The 17,106-nt window shown below is 60.1% G+C and carries 14 protein-coding genes; 13 read left to right on the top strand and 1 reads right to left on the bottom strand.

Features of this window, described 5'->3' with window-relative positions; genetic code table 11:
• Window positions 1–299: 299 nt before the first annotated feature.
• The 7 genes from ADJ70_RS07740 to ADJ70_RS07710 all read left to right on the top strand — a co-directional run bounded on the left by ADJ70_RS07740 (window position 300) and on the right by ADJ70_RS07710 (window position 8,195).
• Window positions 300–1,595, top strand: a complete 1,296-nt coding sequence (locus ADJ70_RS07740) for a hypothetical protein (protein WP_157051447.1) — start codon at window positions 300–302, stop codon at window positions 1,593–1,595.
• Window positions 1,592–2,821 (top strand): HNH/ENDO VII family nuclease, encoded by a 1,230-nt coding sequence (locus tag ADJ70_RS07735; protein ID WP_050340601.1) that lies wholly within the window; start codon window positions 1,592–1,594, stop codon window positions 2,819–2,821. The genes ADJ70_RS07740 and ADJ70_RS07735 overlap by 4 nt, the downstream gene beginning before the upstream one ends.
• 14 nt (window positions 2,822–2,835) lie before the next feature.
• The gene (locus ADJ70_RS07730) at window positions 2,836–3,222 is read left to right on the top strand and encodes an SMI1/KNR4 family protein (protein ID WP_050340600.1); all 387 of its coding nucleotides are present in this window, start codon (window positions 2,836–2,838) and stop codon (window positions 3,220–3,222) included.
• 346 nt (window positions 3,223–3,568) lie between these two features.
• Complete coding sequence (locus ADJ70_RS07725; RefSeq protein ID WP_050340599.1) at window positions 3,569–4,882, top strand: ATP-binding protein; 1,314 nt, start codon at window positions 3,569–3,571, stop codon at window positions 4,880–4,882.
• A 393-nt stretch (window positions 4,883–5,275) separates the two neighbouring features.
• Window positions 5,276–6,334 (top strand): NAD(P)-dependent alcohol dehydrogenase, encoded by a 1,059-nt coding sequence (locus ADJ70_RS07720; protein ID WP_050340598.1) that lies wholly within the window; start codon window positions 5,276–5,278, stop codon window positions 6,332–6,334.
• A 69-nt stretch (window positions 6,335–6,403) separates the two neighbouring features.
• The gene (locus tag ADJ70_RS07715; protein WP_050340597.1) at window positions 6,404–7,417 is read left to right on the top strand and encodes a GTP-binding protein; all 1,014 of its coding nucleotides are present in this window, start codon (window positions 6,404–6,406) and stop codon (window positions 7,415–7,417) included.
• Window positions 7,418–7,577: 160 nt separating this feature from the next.
• Window positions 7,578–8,195, top strand: a complete 618-nt coding sequence (locus ADJ70_RS07710; RefSeq protein WP_172674466.1) for a PH domain-containing protein — start codon at window positions 7,578–7,580, stop codon at window positions 8,193–8,195.
• A 915-nt stretch (window positions 8,196–9,110) separates the two neighbouring features.
• Here ADJ70_RS07710 and ADJ70_RS07705 read toward each other — a convergent pair.
• Window positions 9,111–9,791 (bottom strand): response regulator transcription factor, encoded by a 681-nt coding sequence (locus tag ADJ70_RS07705; protein WP_050340595.1) that lies wholly within the window; start codon window positions 9,789–9,791, stop codon window positions 9,111–9,113.
• 178 nt (window positions 9,792–9,969) lie between these two features.
• Between ADJ70_RS07705 and ADJ70_RS14945 the strand changes: the two genes are divergently transcribed.
• The 6 genes from ADJ70_RS14945 (at window position 9,970) to ADJ70_RS07680 (ending at window position 16,976) form a co-directional block, all read left to right on the top strand.
• On the top strand, window positions 9,970–10,140 hold the full coding sequence (locus tag ADJ70_RS14945; protein ID WP_172674465.1) for a CD1871A family CXXC motif-containing protein: 171 nt from the start codon (window positions 9,970–9,972) through the stop codon (window positions 10,138–10,140).
• 9 nt (window positions 10,141–10,149) lie between these two features.
• Window positions 10,150–11,091: a 4Fe-4S binding protein gene (locus ADJ70_RS07700; protein ID WP_050340594.1), complete on the top strand. Its 942-nt coding sequence runs from the start codon at window positions 10,150–10,152 to the stop codon at window positions 11,089–11,091.
• Window positions 11,092–11,244: 153 nt separating this feature from the next.
• A complete protein-coding gene (locus tag ADJ70_RS07695; RefSeq protein ID WP_050340593.1) occupies window positions 11,245–11,904 on the top strand; it encodes a TlpA disulfide reductase family protein in 660 nt (219 codons plus the stop codon).
• Between the two features lie 226 nt (window positions 11,905–12,130).
• Window positions 12,131–13,234, top strand: a complete 1,104-nt coding sequence (locus ADJ70_RS07690) for a cell wall metabolism sensor histidine kinase WalK (protein ID WP_050340592.1) — start codon at window positions 12,131–12,133, stop codon at window positions 13,232–13,234.
• Window positions 13,235–13,433: 199 nt separating this feature from the next.
• A complete protein-coding gene (locus ADJ70_RS07685; protein WP_050340591.1) occupies window positions 13,434–15,233 on the top strand; it encodes an ABC transporter ATP-binding protein in 1,800 nt (599 codons plus the stop codon).
• Window positions 15,234–16,976 (top strand): ABC transporter ATP-binding protein, encoded by a 1,743-nt coding sequence (locus ADJ70_RS07680; RefSeq protein ID WP_050340590.1) that lies wholly within the window; start codon window positions 15,234–15,236, stop codon window positions 16,974–16,976.
• The last annotated feature ends 130 nt before the right edge of the window (window positions 16,977–17,106 follow it).

The following is a 17,106-nucleotide window of genomic DNA, read 5'->3' as shown; positions in this document are numbered from 1 at the left end:
CTATTTTAGTGAGTCATTTTCACGAGAAAAATCACTCACATCGTAATCGCGAAGTGAGTAGATCACTCACATCCGAAAAGCGGCAGCATGGGTTCGTTTTGGTCGGCTCAAATAGCTCGCGCGAAACACGGACCCACACATCCAGATCTCGTAAGATAAAGGCTATATTCAATTAATCTTAATAATTTATAGTTGACCTTTAGGTTTTAGGCTGTGAGAATATAATGTTGGTGTGGGTCGAGCGCACTGCGCTCCCTTCTCCGTTCCATCTGGCATGCGTGATAGTGATGGGGTGTCTTATGAAACTGAAAGTACCTAGCTTACTTACTGGCATTTTGTTGCTGCTACTCGCATGTTGGGTGGCCTATCCGGCACGTGCCGAGGGCGCCGACTCGAGCAGTCAGCGTTATAGCTTGGGTGAGGCCGTCAATGCAGGTCTTGATACGGGCTATGCCGAAAACAACACGATCAAGGATGGCGACCCTCACTTTGGGTGGAGGCTGGGACGTTTCTCGGTAACGGGCTTTACGAGCGTCCAGCGTGACTCTGCCGATCATCCCACATTTCTCAAGACGTCTGGCGACCAGATAACTCTCTGGTTTAATCTTGAGCAAGATATCAATGCCCTGAACGGAGATCCCATTCTCACCATCTTCGACGACGAGAACGGCTATGACGAGCGAATGCAGCAGCAGAGGGAGAAGAAGGGGTTCGGTCGTGGCGCCCTCTTTGTTCGCCAGACGAACTACGAGAACGATCAGGGAAAACCTCTGCACTATACAAACTATCTTGTGGGAATAGAGCGTGGGGCAGACACGCAGGTTCAGCTCTTTGAAGAGGGGGACTATGAGGTTGCCCTTGACTACGAGATAAAGAAAGACCCTCGTAACCTGTTGGGGCTCTCAATCTTTCCTGAGTACCACAACTACACCATTCGGTTCAGCTTTTCTGTCCGAAACGGTAATGCCATGATCTTCCCCTTTGACATCTCGACGGGCGCGGAGCTCACTAACAGCTCGACCACGGACAAGGGATTCTATATCGATCTCGCAAAATCTCGCTACCTTGATGTGTACGTCAAGCGAGAGGTGCTCACTGACAGTGGGGAGTGGGATACCCGCTCCAATGAGGTGGCGCGAGACGGCCAACAGTATACGGATGAGGGCGTCTATACGATCACGGCGGCTAATCCGACGACCGGCCAGACAACCTCAAAGAAGATCTACGTAGGCAATAACGGTGTACTGAAAGCCTATGTCTCGACGGGCTACTCCATTGACCAGATCAAGGATCAGATTGCCCAGGGGGCGTCTGTATCTGATGACGGCAGTATCGTGTGGCCGGCTACCTCACAGGCTTCAGAAGATGCGTCCGCAGAAGCCCCTGCGGATACCGGTGGCTCTCAGCAGAGCACTGACGCAGCAGACGCTCAGGTTCCAGTAGGACTGATCGCAGGTGGTCTCATGGCTTTTGCGATCGTTGTGATCTTCGTGATCGTGCGTCGGAAACAGGCGAACATCTTGGCTGTCGGAGCCGGAGCCGGAGCTGCCCGTGACGGTGTGAAGAGCCAGTCGGAGGGCGATGATGCCCTATGAGCAGGAAGCTTCCTCTTGTGCTGCTGCTTACGCTTGCCATGGCGCTTCAGGGATGTGGTGGCATCCAACCGGGTTCTACCAGCTCTGATCCTGCACCCACGGAGTCCGAGGCTCCTGGCGCAAAGGACACATCTTCAAAAGCCTCGAAAGGGACGACATCTGCACCCGACGTCGAGTTCAGTGGCTTAGATGACGAGAATCTTCAGCGCTACCTACGGGACACCCTCTACACCGCCCTCGTTGAGGATCTGGACAGCGATCAGTACTATGTCGAGAACGTCGACACGAAATACATCTCAAAGGAGTATCTAAAGGAATTGGCTGCGAACTCAAAGGAGAACATCTACTTTGGGTACACCCTGTCGGCGCTCGAGCAGCAATTCCAAGGCACCAAGTACGTCTTTACGGTGGGAGATGACGGGCATACGATCGTCCACGCCTTCGAGGACTACGACGATACGTATGACCGGGTAGTTCAAAATGTCGCTATAGGTACGGGGGTGATCCTCGTATGCATCACCGTCTCGGCGGTAACCGGTGGCGTAGCACCAACGGTAAGCATGGTCTTCGCGGTATCCGCCAAGACTGCGGCGGAGTTGGCCGTGTCGGGAGGTGCCATCGGCGGCTCCATGGCTGGGATATCTACGGCCATACGTACGGGTGATGTGAGCAAGGCCATCGACGCCGCGGCACTTGGAGGGAGCGAGGGCTTCAAATGGGGAGCCATTGCCGGTGCTGTCACGGGTGGGGTCGGAGAGTTCTCTGCGCTTCGTGGCGCCACAAGAAATGGCCTGACGATAAACGAGGCGGCGACCATACAGAGAGACGCGAAGTACCCTCTGGAGATCATCAGACGATTCAAGAATATGGACGAGTACAACATATATAAGGAGGCGGGGCTCGAGGCAAAGCTCGTTAACGGGAAAAGTGCGCTCGTAAGACCCATAGATCCTACAATCAGGGATGGGAATGGACTGACAAACATCGAGCGCATGAAGAGAGGCCTTGCTGCGCTTGATGTGGAGGGGAACCCATACGAGCTTCATCACGTTGCCCAGGAGAAAGATGGCATCCTCGCTATTCTTACCAAGGCAGAGCACCGTGGAGAGGGGTCCTTCTCGAAGCTGCACGATCTCATGCGTGGCTCAGATGTCGATCACGGCTCTGAATGGGCGAAAGAGCGTGAGGGGTTCTGGAAAAGCCTCGCTGAGACTCTGGAGAAGTAGGAGGTGGTACCGCGTTGGAGTTCGTTGATTGGCTTGCCTCCCAATCGGATGTGGTTCACGGAAAGCACGCGACGGATGGGCAGATAGCCACTGCCGAGAGCGAGCTGGGTGTGACCTTTGCTGACGAGTACCGTGCGTACCTCAGGTCGTTTGGTAGCGCTATTGTCGGGAGCCATGAGCTGAGCGGCATCTCTGCTGCCAAGCACGTGGATGTGGTTCGCATGACTGCACAGGAGAGGACCTGCAACCGACAGGTCCCGACTGAGCTGTACGTGCTCGAGAACGTCGGAATAGATGGGCTGATAGTGTGGCAGGATGGGAGCGGGAAGGTTTACCAGTCGCTCCCTGGGGCACCACCCTCACTTATCGCCCGATCTATTCTCGAGTACCTGAATCGCTGAGCCAGCAAAGATGCGGACGGCAGGAGCGGATGGCAGGATCGTGGAGCCATAAGGCTCGCACCTTGATCGTGCCGAGGTGGCCTGAGCGGCAGCTCCCAGCTCCCCGACGCATAACCAACGGGCATGTCATGTCCCGTGTCGATATGACACGTTTCTCCATGCGTGGGGAGGCTGCCCCTGCCCCTGTGGCAGCCGATGGCCCTGTGTCTTGGCGAAGGAGCAAGACTCGTATTCTGGGATGTGCCCAATTCGGATTTTGGTAGTATGGATGGTAGGATTTTGGTATTACACCTGCTCGTAGCTCGGAATAGTGACAGGATCATGGAGTCGATCGAAAGCAGGTCTCATGACTGATGACGTACAGGGTCTTGGGGCCAAGCCCGCTGCATACGTGCCTCGCATCGTGGACGCACAGATTGACAAGTACCTCACGCTGTTTGGCGCGATCGAGGTGTCAGGCACAAAATGGTGCGGCAAGACATGGTCATCGCTTGCTCACGCTGCGTCGGTCACCTACGTGGACCGTGGCTCCAATCTTCAGATATCTATTGCCGATCCAGGCTATCCGCTCGCAGGTATGCGTCCGCACGTTATCGACGAGTGGCAGCGCGTGCCCGCCATTTGGGATGCGGTTCGTCACGCCGTTGACGAGCTTGCGGGTGAGAAGGGCGCGTGGATACTCACTGGCTCGTCCACACCCAACAAGACCGAGGTTGCCCACAGCGGTGCCGGCCGCATAGGGCGCATCCGCATGCATCCCATGACGCTCGCCGAAACGGGGGAGTCAGTCTCCAAGGTGAGCCTAGCGGGACTCTTTTGCGGTGAGTTTGCTCCCTGCCAGTGTCCTTATGGTATCGATGGACTAGCCCATATGGCCGTTCGTGGCGGATGGCCGGAGGAGCGCTTGCAGACGGCAGCCGATGCGCAGATCGTGGTACGAGACTACCTGGAGTCCGTGTTCGTGCAGAGCGTGCCTCTTCTCGGTGGCAACGAGCTCATCGCACGCAGACTCTCTCTTTCTCTTGCGCGAAACCTCGGCCAGTCTGTCAAGGTCGACACCCTTGCCCGTGATGTCTACGTGCGCAGGTCCGATGAGAAGGTTCTTGAGGCGCAGCGCAAGGGGATCTCGGCGCACCTTGACATCCTTCGTCGCATCTTTCTCGTGGATGAGGTGCCTGGGTGGGTGCCCGCATCACGCTCTCCCAAACGCATGCGCGTGAAGCCCAAGCGCTACTTTGCCGACCCGTCGCTTCCCGTGGCGTTGTTGGGCCTCTCGCCCGCCGCGCTGCTGCAGGACTGGCAAACCTTCGGTCTGGTGTTCGAGAACCTGGTCATGCGCGACCTGGATGTGTACGCTCGCGCGCTGGACCTTGTGGTGGCGAGTCCCATACGCTACTACCATGACGACTCTGGTCTTGAGGTTGACGCCATCATCGAGCGCGTCGATGGTAGCTGGGCGGCCATCGAGGTTAAGGTGGGTTTGGACAAGGTTGATGAGGGTGTTGCTAACCTCATGCGTATGCGTGATAAGGTATGCGCCAACAAGAGGGCAAGAGCGCCCGAACCCGTGTTCATGGCTGTCATCACCGGGACGGGTGAGGCAGCCTATCGTCGCGGCGACGGCATCTACGTCATCCCCATTCGAGCCCTGGGCGCATGATGCGGCTGGGTTTCCATGACACTAGACCTGCGACCTGTGATCCTTTGAGGGAGTATTGAGGGCGCAAGATCCCATGGGATGACCGATGGCAAGGGTCAGCGTGGAGGCAGACGGCATAGTCTCCGTGCGGTTGGGCCGTTTTTGAGGGCGACAGCCGGGGTGTGCGAGGGCGACAGTCGGGGTGTGGCGGGCTGGCGCGCGGACGTGCTTTTGTGAGGGAGATAGTCGCAAAACATTCTCGCTCAGCTTGTTGTGGCCGTGAGCTAGATGCTACACTAGCAAGAAGAGTCCCTGTCGGGCACTGAGGCTCGGACGTTACGGCGTTTCCGAGACGGCCTGGCCAGGGGCAGACCATGCGAAGTGATACGCGAGAGAGAGGAAGAGGGTGGTTCCATGAAGGGCTACGCAATGCTCAAAATTGGCGAGTCTGGCTGGATCGAGAAGGAGAAGCCTACGTGCGGCCCGCTCGATGCCATCGTCAAGCCGCTTGCGGTTGCCATATGCACGTCGGACGTCCACACGCTGTGGGAGGGTGCCATCGGTGACCGCCACAACATGATCCTCGGCCACGAGGCATCGGGCGAGATCGTGGAGGTTGGTCCCGAGGTCAAAGACTTCAAGCCAGGAGACCGCGTCCTCATCCCCGCCATCACGCCCGATTGGAACTCGCTTGAGGCCCAGGCCGGCTACTCGATGCACTCTGGCGGCATGCTCGCGGGCTGGAAGTTCTCCAACTTCAAGGACGGCGTCTTCTCCGAGTACTTCCACGTCAACGACGCCGACGGCAATCTTGCCAAGTTGCCCGACAGCATCGATCCGGCCGATGCCTGCATCCTGTCCGACATGGTCCCAACGGGCTTCCACGCCGTTGAGCTCGCAGACGTGCAGTTCGGCGACACGGTCCTTGTTATCGGCATCGGGCCCGTCGGTCTGATGTGCGTCGCGGGCGCGGCCCTGCGCGGTGCCTCCCGCATCATTGCCGTGGGAACTCGTCCCGTCTGCGTCGAGGCTGCCAAGGGCTACGGTGCCACCGATTTTGTCTCCTATAAGGATGGCCCCATTGACGAGCAGGTCCTCAAGCTCGTGGGTGACAAGGGTGTCGACCGCATTTGCATCGCTGGTGGTACCGTCAAGACCTTCGAGCCCGCCGTCAAGTGCCTCAAACCTGGTGGCAAGATTGGCAACGTCAACTACCTGGGCTCGGGCGACTACGTCAACATCCCGCGTGTCGAATGGGGTGTTGGCATGGGTCACAAGGACATCCGTGGTGGTCTCATGCCAGGCGGGCGCCTGCGCATGGAGAAGCTCTCGAGTCTCGTCACGGCGGGCAAGCTCGACTTGCATCCTGAATGCACTCACATCTTCCATGGTTGGGATCACATCGAGGAGGCCCTCTTCCTCATGAGGGACAAGCCGAGGGACCTCATCAAGCCGGTTGTCGTCATCGACTAGGCTCTCCTGCAGCCTGACTTCTCGGGGCCATCGCTTGGGCGGTGGCCCCTCTCTCTTGCGGAGGCTCCCATGCGGGTTTTGGTCATATCGGGGTTTCTTGGCGCTGGCAAGACCACCTTCATCCAGGAACTCGTCCGGCGCACGGGCAAGGACGTCGTGATCTACGAGAACGAGTACGGTGAGGCGGACGTCGACGCCCAGGCTCTGCGCGCGGACGCTCCCGACCTCAAGGTGTGGGAGTCTGTGGAGAGGTGCATCTGCTGCTCGGGCAGGCAGGACTTCGCAAGCTCCGTCCTCACCATCTCGAATACCCTCGACCCCAACTACCTCATCGTGGAGCCCACCGGGGTGGCGAGGCTCTCAAACGTGCAGGGAAACGTTGGGAGCATAGGCTACGAACGCATAGGACTCCTTCCTCCCGTCTGCATCGTGGATGCCCTGTCGTGGCGGGCCCAGCGCGCCTCTGCCAGAGACGTCTTCGATGACCAGCTGTCCTGTGCCGCGACGGTCGTGATCTCCAAGGTGGGGGAGCGAGGCTTGGATGAGAGGGACACCGAGGCGGCAGCGCTTCTCTCACTTGTCGCCAGGCTCAACCCCACGGCCACCATCGAGCGCAGGCCCTACGCTCAGATTCCGCGCGCGTGGTGGGATGCCCTTTTGGAGGATCCCAAGGCTGCCGATGCCGGTCGCGTACGGGACGTCGGTGGGATCGTGAGCGAGGGGGACGGCCCTGCTACCGAGTTCGAGACCCTATCGCTCGCCCACGCCAGGCTACCCTCGCCCTCTCAGCTCATCTGGCTGCTTGATGCCCTGAGCTCGGGTGTCTTCGGTCACATCGCGCGGGCCAAGGGTACCCTTGCGTGTGGTGGGCAGTGGGTGCGCTTTGACATGGTCGAGCGGGCGTGGGCCATGACGGGCTGCGACGAGATCGAGAATCCCGCCTGCGTGTTCATAGGCACGCAGCTAAGGCGCCTGTGGCTGAGGGAGGCCTTCGTTCCCGCCCTCTGGCGCGATCGTGCGGAGATCGTCCATGACCATCCGCGTGATGGTCATGACAACGCGCACGATGCCCACGACCGGTAGTGTCGATAGTCAGCCGACGGCTCTGCCAAGGGTCTTGGCGCGATGGCTCCCCACGCTCGGCGTCGCATGACGAATGCACTTAGCACGAGCCTCTCGCCCGTATAGTAGAATACATACGAAGGATACGAGAGGAACGAGGGCAAGGATAAGGGGCAATACGATGGCACGACAAATGCAGCTGTTGGATGACAACGAGCGCGAGCTCTGGTCTGGCAGGCCAAACGCGGCGCTCTATATCATAGGAAACCCCCTCTTCTATGTGTTTGCAGCGCTGTGGCTCCTCTTTGATCTCAGGCTTTTCGGGTCCTTTCATCGTACTGATATGTCGGGATCCGGTTCCATGGCCTCGATGCTCACGCCGTTCTTTCTCCTTCACCTCGCGCCAGTGTGGTTAGCGATAGGTGGCCTTATTTACCGGGCGTGTGCGTGGCACAAGATCCAGTACATTCTGACCGACAGGCGAATATACCAAAGCTCGGGTCTCTTGGGAACCGATGTCAGTACGCTGGAGTTGAGGGAGGTAAGCCATCTAAGCGTCAACGTCAACCCCATCGAGAACGCTCTGGGTCTGGGGACCATCCGTCTGACGCCAGACGTGAGCGTGGGCTCGGGTGACAACGCCCGGACCGTCTCGGGCTATCGGCTCAGGCATATCAAGGATCCATACAACACGTACAACCTCATAAAGCGGGTCTCGCTGGATGTATCCACAGACCAGCAGTTTCCCAATGCGTACAGGCCAAGCGAGAATCCCGGCTATGACACGCGCCTGAAGTGACGGCAGGTCGGGCCTGTGTTCGGACGCGTCCGGTCGCCATGCCCCAGTGCCATGCCCCAGCATACTTCAGAGCCCAAGGGGAGCGTGTATCCTCTCCCTGCGGCGGAAGCGTCCGCAGTGGGCGCTCGGCAGGACGTGCCGAGGGGCGCCCGGACGGATATGGGAGTGGGGCGTGCGTTTGAGCTGCCATCGTTGGGATTGACCAAGACTGGCTCTCGGTACCGCGCCTCACCAAAAGGCGCACTCTGCATGCGGGCGGTCACGCACACTGCGTCTTTCCGTGAGGGCACGCACGCAGAGTGCGTCTTTCCGTGAGGGTCCGCAGCTAGAATGCGCCTTTCCGTAGAATGCGCTTTTCCTCACCTGCGCAAACGTCGAGCCACCTCACGGAAAACCGCATTCTGGCCCCAGCGCCTCACGGAAAACCGCACTCTGTGCCGGTGATGTGGATCGCGCAGACTGCGCCTTTCCGTTACGTTGCGGCGCCCGGGAAGCGTGGAGCAACCCCCCGCCAGCCTGCGGGGCACTATGGAAAATGGCTCAACTGGGCAAATGCGCTCGAGCAACCCCCCGCCAGCCTGCGGGGCGGCTTGCGCGAGGGTCCGCAAATCTCGGTTTGAGTTTGACCTCACGGAAAAGCGCATTCTGCCAACCGGTGGGGTTCAGAATGCGCTTTTCCGTGACCCCAACCTCCCAGAATGCGCTTTTCCGTCACGACGCGACCGCAGAATGCGCTTTTCCGTGAGGGTACCGGCACAGAATGCGCCTTTCCGTAGAATGCGCTTTTCCTTACCTGGGCAAACGTCGAGCCACCTCACGGAAAAGCGCACTCTGCCCCCAGCGCCTCACGGAAAAGCGCATTCTGCGGCCCGCCCCGGCCCGCCCCCCACCCCAGCGGACCCGCCACATCACGGATCAGGCGTCTGTGCCGTTGCGCAGGTAGTATCCTTCTCCGACTCTGTTGCCTATGGGGTCGTAGCCAAGTTTGGAACCAAGCTTCTTTCTCAACGTATGGATGTGCACCCGCACCGCATTGCTGAACAGATCTACGTTGCTGTCCCAGGCGTGGGCGAGCAGCTCCTCGCTGCTGACAGGTCTCCCGCTGTGACGTAGCAGGTATTCGGCGATGGCGGTCTCCTTCTTTGTGAGGCTCACGGCCGCGCCCTTGGCGTACATGGTGCGTGACACGGTGTCGAAGCTCAGCTCTCCATAGCTCAGCTCGCTGCTCTGCTGCGTGTACTCTCGCCTGAACAGCCCCCTGATGCGCGCCTCAAGCTCCTCGAAGGCGAAGGGCTTGATCAGGTAGTCGTCCGCGCCCGCGTCGAGGCCCACCACCCTGTCCGGTACCCCCGAGCGCGCCGAGAGGATGAGCACCCTGCTCTTTGAGCGTCCCTCGCGCAGGGAGCGCAGGATATCGAGGCCGTCCATGCCAGGGAGGTTGAGGTCGAGCAGGATGAGGTCGTAGGACTCGACCTCTGCCATCGCGAGCGCCTCGGGACCGTTGTCGCACAGATCCACGTAGTACCCATCAAGCTCGAGTCCCTCCCCGATGGACTCGAGCAGCTCGCGCTCGTCTTCGACGACCAGGATCTTCATCGGCGGCATAACCTCCTTTTCGCTGGTCTTGGCGCATGTGGCCTCGACGCTCACCCTTTTAGTCCACCCGTTTATGGAGAAAGCATAGCAGTCCCGGTCGCTCTTAACGAGGACTTAACACCTCGTATGGTGTACTGCTTATCACAAGAGCAAGCGGCGCAAGAGAAAGGAGCTACGCATGAAAACGGATTTGAGCTTGGGTCTGACTCGCCTCCGCATACGGGCGGCCCCCCTTCTGCTGCTGTGTCTTGGCACCGCGTTTGTTGCCTTCGGAGCTTGGAGGGGCGAGACGAACACGGTCTTCGCGAAGGCGGTACGGCTTTGTCTTGAGTGTGTGGGTATCGGGTAGGTGAGTGCGATGAAAAAGGCGCTTACACGGGTTGGATCCTTCTTGCGAAGGCGGGGGACGGTGCAGGCGATTGCCGCCTTCCTGACCAATCCACACATACCCAACTTCCTGACGGGGACGCTTTACACCGGTCCGGCAAAGAGGGTCTGTGTCCCGGGGCTTAACTGCTATTCTTGCCCAGCTGCCACGGGAGCCTGCCCCATCGGGGCGTTCCAGGCCGTCGTCGGGTCGTCCAAGTTCAGTTTCTCCTACTACATCACCGGGATACTGATACTCATAGGGACGCTCTTGGGTAGGTTCGTCTGCGGTTTTCTTTGTCCCTTTGGTTGGGTGCAGGACCTTCTCCACAAGATACCGTTTCCGAAGAAGTTCAGTACCAAGAGGCTAAAGGCCCTGCGTTACCTCAAGTACGCCATCCTGATCGTGATGGTGTGGGTGCTCCCCGCCCTCATCAACAATGCGGCAGGAATGGGAGATCCGTACTTTTGCAAGTACGTGTGTCCCCAGGGCATACTCGAGGGAGCCATCCCGCTCTCACTCGCCGATGAGGGCATTAGGGCCGCGCTGGGGAAGCTCTTCGCCATGAAGCTCAGCGTCCTGATGACGGTCGTGCTTCTGAGCATCATGTTCTACCGGCCGTTCTGCAAGTGGATTTGTCCCCTTGGGGCCTTCTACTCGCTGTTCAACAAGGTGTCCTTCCTGCAGTACCGTGTTGACAAGAACACCTGCATCAGCTGTGGGAAATGTGCTCGCGTCTGCAAGATGGACGTGGACATAACCAAGAACTCCTCCCACCTCGAGTGCATACGCTGTGGGGAGTGCGTGAAGGCGTGCCCCGTCCATGCGATCAGCACGAAGCTGTCCCTTCTTGACGCAAAGCTCGCGGCGACGGCTCCCGCCACCGCAGGTGCCAAGGCGAGGTCGTGCGCGGGACGTGGGGATACGAGGTAGGATGGCGGCGGGAACGGAAGGGGGCGCAGCAGGTGGCGCAGGCCTGCGGCGATGAGATTGGCTATGCGCCGACTGGCAAGGCCAGAGGGAGAGGCGGGTCGGCAGTCATATGCACGATGGAAGAAGTGTCAGAAAGTCAGAAAGGAAAGAGCTATGAAGATTATGAAAAACGCACTGGCATCTGTAGCAACGGCCCTCGTTGTGTTCGCCTTGTCGGGCTGTGGGGCGAGTACGACAAACACCCAGGGCACGCAGGGGACGGCATCAAGTACCGGAGGCTCCTCCCAGCAGTCGTCGGAGATGGCCGAGACCTCGAATGTTCCGCCCGAGGCCGCGTCCAAGCTGCACCTCAAGGACGGTGACACCTTCCCGACCTTCAAGGCCACGAACATCTCCAACGATGAGACCGTCACAAACGACGTGTTCAAGAAGAATAAGGTCACCGTCCTGTCGTTCTGGTTCAACGGCTGCACCGCCTGTGTGGGTGAGATGCCGCTTCTCCAGGAGCTTAGCGAGAAGTACAAGGACAAGGGGGTCGGCGTCATTGGGGTCAACGCGGAGGCCGCCTACACCACCGACGGGAAGAAGGATGCCCAGGAGATCCTCTCGAAGCAGGGTGTCAAGTACGACAACATCGCCCTGGATCCCAAGAACGGCGGCCAGGTGATCGAGGGTATCACCGCCTTCCCGACGACGATGCTCGTCGACCAGGACGGCAAGCTCATCGGTAACCCGACCACGGGCGCCATCGGCGACAAGCTCGATGGGAGCGATCTCGTCAAGCGTATCGATGAGGCGTTGGCCAAGAGCTAAAAGCTAAGGCCTGGGGCTGAGTGGTTAGGGTTGTTTTGGGCCACGCCCCTGGGGGCCGCACCTGCGGGGGTGTTGGTGCGACCCCTATCTGGGGCTTGAGTGGCTCGAGCGGTGCCGACACCAAGAGGCAGGACATAAGCGGCCCCTCTGTCTTGGTGGGACGACCTCTGATTTGGGGTGTCCCACCGAGCCGTGGGGCCGCTGTCTAGAGGAGGGAGTGCTGGTCATGGCAATACCTAAGGGTCTGTCGAGGGCCGTAGGGTCACTGCGAGCGCGGCTCACCCTCCTCATGGTTGGCCTTCTCGTCTGCTGCTGCGTCGCGCTCACCCTGCTCGTCTACCACTCGACTACGGTCGTGCTCGAGGTTGCCGCCCTGCAGCCCGCGCAGCAAGGGGGGCTTTCCATCCAGCTTGACGCAGACGGCATCAAGCGGACGATACTGTCTGACGCCCTCATCGTCCTGGCCCTCGTGGTCATCGTCGGCAGTGGTGCGGCATACCTCGTGGCAGGGCGCTACACCAAGCCCATACAGCAACTCTCTGCAAGGATGCGCGAGATGGAGCTGGCTACCCTCTCACAACCCATCGAGGTCGAGGGGGGTGGGGGAGAGATCCAGGAGCTCGTGAGGTCGTTCAATCAGATGACCCGTCAGTTGAGCGAGGCGTTCGCGATGCAGAGACGCTTCTCGGCCAGTGCGGCCCACGAGCTGAGAACGCCGCTTGCCGTATTGCGCACGAAGATTGACGTGTTCAAAAAGAGGCAGAGGTCGCAGGTCGAGTACGATGAGCTTCTCGGTACGGTGGAGACCTACGTCGGCAGGCTCTCCTCCATCGTCGCCGACCTCTTGGAGCTTACGGACACGGGTGAGCTGCCCGATGTGCGTCAGGTGTCCCTTGGCTCGGTCCTCGAGCGTGTGGTCGCGGACCTTGGGCCGCTGGCACGCGAGGGTGGGGTGTTGCTTTCGTGCGACGCGACCCCTCTCGAGGTCAGGGGTAATACCGACCTGCTCTATCGCGCCATCTACAACCTTGTCGAGAACGCCATCCGATACAACTTCGAGGGCGGTCGGGTCGAGGTCCGCCTCATCTCGCGAGGAGAAGACATTGTGGTCACCGTCTCGGATACGGGGATGGGCATCGAGCCGGATGCGAGGGAGCTGGTGTTTGAGCCCTTCTTCCGCGTCAACAAGTCTCGCTCGCGTGAGTTTGGTGGGGCAGGCATAGGTCTCTCCCTTGTCAAAACCATTCTTGCTCGTCATGGTGCGGGCATAGAGGTGGGCGAGAACCAGCCCCATGGCTCCGTGTTCACGGTGACGTTTCCCGCAGGCTAGGACCTGCCGTTTTTGTCGCCCTGTCTTCTTGCTGCGTCTCTCATGTCTTCCACCAGTGTCGTCCTCATCCCCCACACTTGCCTTGTCTGCCCTCTAAAGTTATCCTTTCATAACAAAGCTCCGCAGGGCGCCGTTTGTCCTACGTGTCGTTTGTCCTACGTGTCGTGGTGACTTTGGGTCGAGTGGAAGGGAAGCGCTTATGGCAGAGAAGAAGGGGCGCGCGACGATAGCGCGCATCATGGACTTCGCTGGAACAAGGCGGCCGCTCACCGCCGTCGGCTGTGCGCTCGTGGCAATCTCGATGGTGCTCACCATGATGCCCTACGTGTTCATCTGGCTTGTCGTCCGCGAGCTCATCGCTGTCGCCCCCAGGTGGGGGGAGGCGGCCAGCGTCGTCGGTTACGGATGGGCGGCGTTCGGCTTTGCCGTCGCGGGCATCGTGGTCTACTTCCTTGGGCTTATGTGCACTCATCTCGCGGCCTTTCGCATCGAGTCGAATATGCGCAAGGCCTGCGCGAAGCGCCTCATAGCGGCGCCTCTTGGCTACTACGACATCCATGCGTCGGGCATCTTGCGCCGTCGCATGGATGCGGCCACCCTCAACATCGAGCAGCTCTTCGCTCATAACCTCGCTGACATCTCGGGCACCGTCGCCATGTTCGTCTCGCTGGTGATCCTGCTCTTCGTGTTCGATTGGCGTATGGGCCTTGCGTGCTTCGCGACGGTGATCATCTCGGTGGTCTGCATCATGCAGATGATGTCCGGCAAGGGCAAAAAGTTCATGGCCGAATACCAATCGGCGCTTGATAGGATGAGCAAGGCCAGCACCGAATACGTGCGCGGCATTCCCGTTGTGAAGGTATTCCAGCAGACGGTGTACAGCTTCACGACGCTCAAGAGGGCAATCGACGAGTATAGCGCGAGGGCCGAGCAGTATCAGGGCGAGGTCTGCGCGGTCCCGCAGAGCGTCAACCTCAGCTTCATCAAGGCTGCCTTCGTCTTTCTGATCCCGGTGACGATCCTTTTGGTTCCCGGAGCGATCGCCTCGGGTGACCTCGCGGGCCTTGTGAGCGACTTTGCGTTCTACGCGATATTCTCGGCACTCATCTCCACCGCCCTCTCGAAGATCATGTTCGCGGCAGGTGGCATGATGCAGGCCTCAGATGCCATGGGACGCATCGACGAGATCCTCTCCGCTCCGCAGATCAGCGTTCCGCAAGATCCCCAGGTCCCCGCAGACAACAGCATCGAGTTCAGGAACGTTGGCTTTGCCTATGAAGGCGCGATACGAGACGCACTCGACCAGGTGTCGTTCACGGTTCCCGCAGGCTCGACCGTCGCCTTGGTGGGACCTTCGGGCGGTGGCAAGACGACCGCCGCGAGCCTTATTCCGCGCTTCTGGGATGCTGACGTGGGATCCGTGCTCGTCGGCGGTGTCGACGTGCGCAAGGTCGATCCGAGGCTCCTCATGGACCAGGTCGCGTTCGTCTTCCAGAACAACCGCCTGTTCAAGACTACCATCCTGGAAAACGTTCGCGCCGCGCGTCCTGAGGCCACGCGCGAGGAGGCTATGGAGGCCCTCTTTGCAGCCCAATGCAGCGACATCATCGAGAAGCTGCCCGAGGGCGCAGACACCGTCATCGGAACGCACGGTACGTATCTCTCGGGCGGCGAGCAGCAGCGCATCGCCCTCGCTCGTGCCATCCTCAAGGACGCCCCTATCGTCGTCTTGGACGAGGCGACGGCGTTTGCCGACCCAGAGAACGAGGTCCTCATCCAGAAGGCGTTCGCCCGCCTCGCGCAGGGGCGTACGGTCGTGATGATCGCGCACAGGCTCTCTACCGTCGTTAACGCCGATAATATCGTGGTGCTCGACGAGGGCAGGGTGGTCGAGCAGGGGACGCACGCAGAGCTTGCGGCCGCAGGCGGGCTGTACGCACGCATGTGGGCCGACTACCAGAAGGCCGTCTCGTGGAGGATCTCGAAGGAGGTGGCCTAGATGTTCGGCAAGGCTTTCAAGCGCAGGTTCGCCCTCACCGACCGGGGTGTCGCAAACGTCAAGAAAGGTACGTTCTGGACGGTTATCGTCAACTTCGTTGACTTCGCGGGCATAGGTCTTCTGTTCGTGCTCACAAGACAGCTCATGGCGATGCTGCTTGATGGCGCACCCGCACCGACCCTTGGCTATGGTGTCGGCGCTGTGATCGTGTTTCTGATCGTGTCGTTTGCCGCCCACAAGATGCAGTACAAGAACACCTACGGTACCGTGTACGGCGAGGTGGGCAGGCTTCGCGTGAGCTTGGCCGAGCGCCTGCGCAAGCTACCGCTCTCCTTCTTCGGTGGTCGTGACCTGGCTGACCTCTCCGAGACCATCATGAGCGATGCCGACCGCCTGGAGCATGTGTGGTCCCATGTGCTTGGCTACCTGTACGGGTCGTACATCTCGACCGCCGTGGTGGCCGTTGCCCTCATCGCCTTCGACTGGAGATTGGGGATTGCCGTCATGTGGGGTGTGCCCGTTGCGTTTGGTCTGCTCTTTGGCCTGCGCAGGTACAATACCAAAAGTATGGCGAGGGCACGCGCCGATGCCTTGGTGGTGTCCGACGGCATCCAGGAGATGTTGGACAACGCTCGCGAGATCCGTGCCACCAACCAAGTCGAGCGCCATCTTGGCGAGCTTGAGGACAAGATCGACGCGGCGGAGAGGAGCATGGCTGCCTCCGAGCTTCGGGTTGGTCTTGTGGTGAACGCGGCGTCCGTCATCATGCGCCTGGGCGTGGCGACGACGGTTGTCATAGGTGTCAGCCTCCTGCTGGCGGGACAGGTAGACTTCATGGTCTTCTTCATGTACCTTCTCACCGTGAGCCGCATCTACGCCCCCTTTGACCAGGCGCTGGCCCTCATAGCTGAGCTGTTCCTCTCTGAGCTCTCTGCCGGTCGCCTGCAGGTGATCTACGACGAGCCTGTCGCCACAGGTGCGGACAGCTTCGACCCCGTCGGCCACGATATCGTGTTCGATAACGTCAGCTTCTCCTACAAAGATGAGCCCGTGCTCGAAAACGTGAGTTTCACGGCAAAGGAGGGAGAGGTCACAGCCTTGGTCGGGCCGTCTGGCTCGGGCAAGTCGACCTGCGCGCGGCTGGCGGCGCGCCTGTGGGACGCCTCCTTCGGGACCATCCGCGTGGGTGGCGTGGACGTCACGAGCGTTGATCCCGAGCGGCTTCTTGCCGACTACGCGATGGTGTTTCAGGACGTGACCCTCTTCGATGACAGTGTCTTGGCCAACATCCGCCTTGGCCGTAAGGACGCCACCGACGAGGAGGTGCTCGCTGCGGCCAAGGCAGCCAACTGTGACGAGTTCGTGGACAAGCTCGCCGATGGCTACCAGACCATGATAGGCGAGAACGGCAGCAGGCTCTCGGGAGGGGAGCGCCAGCGCATCTCGATTGCACGGGCGCTGCTCAAGGACGCCCCCATCGTCCTCATGGACGAGGCGACGGCCTCGCTCGACGTGGAGAGCGAGACCAAGGTGCAGGAGGCCCTCACGCGCCTGCTTGCGGGCAAGACGGTCCTGGTCATTGCCCACCGCATGCGCACGGTCGAGAACGCCGATAAGATCGTGGTGCTCAAGGACGGCAGGGTGGTCGAGGAGGGTATGCCCGACGAGCTGCGCGCGAGGGAGGGTGGTATCTTCCGTCACATGGCCGAGCTGCAGCAGCACTCAGCCGGCTGGGCGATCTAGGGGTAGTGACGCGTGGACGGTCGGGGCCCGGATCGCCGCGCGAGGGGGGTGCCTGTGCCGGGTAGCCTGTGTCACAGGCTCTTGCTGGGGTCGTGGATAGGTGGATCGCAGAATTCTATCAGTAGGGCTA

The organism is Olsenella sp. oral taxon 807, from assembly GCF_001189515.2.
In the GTDB taxonomy this organism is placed as follows: Bacteria; Actinomycetota; Coriobacteriia; order Coriobacteriales; family Atopobiaceae; genus Olsenella_F.
Note: the sequence above shows the minus strand (reverse complement) of the source record. Positions and strands in the feature narration are given on the sequence as shown.